Annotated in this window: 1 protein-coding gene; it reads right to left on the reverse strand. The window is 66.1% G+C overall.

Translation table 11 applies throughout. The features are described from left to right. Positions 1-156 precede the first annotated feature (156 nt). A complete protein-coding gene (locus LRP66_RS18160) occupies positions 157-1,587 on the reverse strand; it encodes an IS1182 family transposase (RefSeq protein ID WP_230484000.1) in 1,431 nt (476 codons plus the stop codon). Between the last annotated feature and the right edge of the window lie 62 nt (positions 1,588-1,649).

Here is a 1,649-nt window from a genome sequence, read left to right on the forward strand (position 1 = left end):
GAGACCGTCCGAAAACTCGCTGGTGGTGGGGCTGCAGGGGTTCTTCGTGGCGAACTGGCGCAATAAGCGATATCCTGGCCTCCATGTGCACCGTGAGGCCGGGATACGCGCCCTACCTGTCGTCCAGGACGTGACGATGGCGTGTTCAGCGGTGTTTCAGGCCTGCACCGCCCGGATCAGCCCCGGTACGCCGATGAGGGTGATGGCGCGCCGGAGATTGTAGGCGAGCGCCGTCAGACTGAACTCGGCGCGGACTTTCTCCAGCCCCCGCATGAGGAACGCGCCCTGGTTCATCCACTGTTTGATCGAGCCGAACGGGTGTTCGACCGTGGATTTGCGGATGGTGAGGATGCCGGGGCGCTCTGCCATGCGCGCCGCCATGCGCTCGATGACCGCCTCGTGCTCGCCGCGATTGATGCGTCGCCAGCGCCCCGTGGTGCAGCGCGCCTTGATCTGGCAACCCGCACAGGCGGCGGGGCTCGAATACTGGACCGACAGATGGCCGCGCGTCACCGAGGCGTAGCGGGTGTCCAGCACCTGCCCGCCGGGGCAGTGATAGACGTCGGCCTCGGGATCGTAGCGGAACCGCTCCTTGGGGAAGAGGCCGTTGCCGACGGCAGTGCCGCGGTGCGGGCGGGGAATGTAGGGCGTGATGCCTGCCGCCTCGCACGCGACGATATCGTCGCCCGAATGATACCCCATATCGGCGACCACATCGATCCGCTCGACCCCGAGTGCGTCCATCGCCGATCCGGTGGTGGACGCCAGCAGGCCCATGTCGTTGCAGGCGTTGGTGACATGCTGCTCGACGATCAGACTATGCCTGACGTCGACCGCAACCTGCGCATTGTAGCCGACCGTGACCTTCGAATGCGCGACCATCAGGCGCGCGTCTGGATCGGTGAGCGAGATCTGCCCTTCGCCGCTTTCCTCCAGCTGGCCCAGAAGCGCCGCGCTGGCCTGACGCTGTTCGCGCAGCTTGGCGATCTTCGTCGCCAAGGTATCACCGCGACCGGTGCCGGCACCGTCCTCACCACGGTCGATCTCGTCCAGTTCGGCCAGGTAGCGCTCCAGTCGCGCATCCATCGCAGCGAGATACGTCGCGAGCCGCTCGCGGCTGAAGTTGCGCGACCGGCTGTTCACTGCCTTCAGCCGCGTGCCGTCCACCGCCAGCAGCTCGCGCCCGAACAGGTCGAGCTTGCGGCACAGCAGGACGAAGGCGCGAAAGACCGCCTTGAACGCGCTCCGGTTGTCGCGACGGAAGTCGGCGATGGTCCGAAAGTCCGGCCGCACCCCGCGCAGCAGCCAGATCAGCTCGAGATTGCGTGTCGCTTCCGCCGCCAGACGCCGGCTCGACCGCACCCGGTTGAGATAGCCGTACAGATACAGCTTGAGCATATCGGCCGGATCGTAACCCGGCCGTCCCGTCGCCTTCGGCCGTGCGCGCTGGAAACCGGCAGCGCCCAGATCGAGATCGTCGACGAAGGCGTCGATGAACCGCACCGGGTTGTCTGCCGCCACATAGTCCTCGACCGACGCCGGCAGCAGCAGCGCCTGGTCCCGAGCATGTCCCTCGATATACGCCATGCCAGAAGATTACACTGCCGAGATGCGCACGGGAATCAGGATCCGCGTTTTCGGACGGTTTC

Origin of the sequence: Sphingomonas sp. Leaf21 (assembly GCF_916858675.1) — a bacterium.
Taxonomy (GTDB): Bacteria; Pseudomonadota; Alphaproteobacteria; order Sphingomonadales; family Sphingomonadaceae; genus Sphingomonas.

Coding starts and splice junctions, on each gene's coding strand:
- LRP66_RS18160 (WP_230484000.1), bottom strand. CDS start 1,587: ATGGCGTATATCGAGGGACATGCTCGGGACCAGGCGCTGCTGCTGCCG.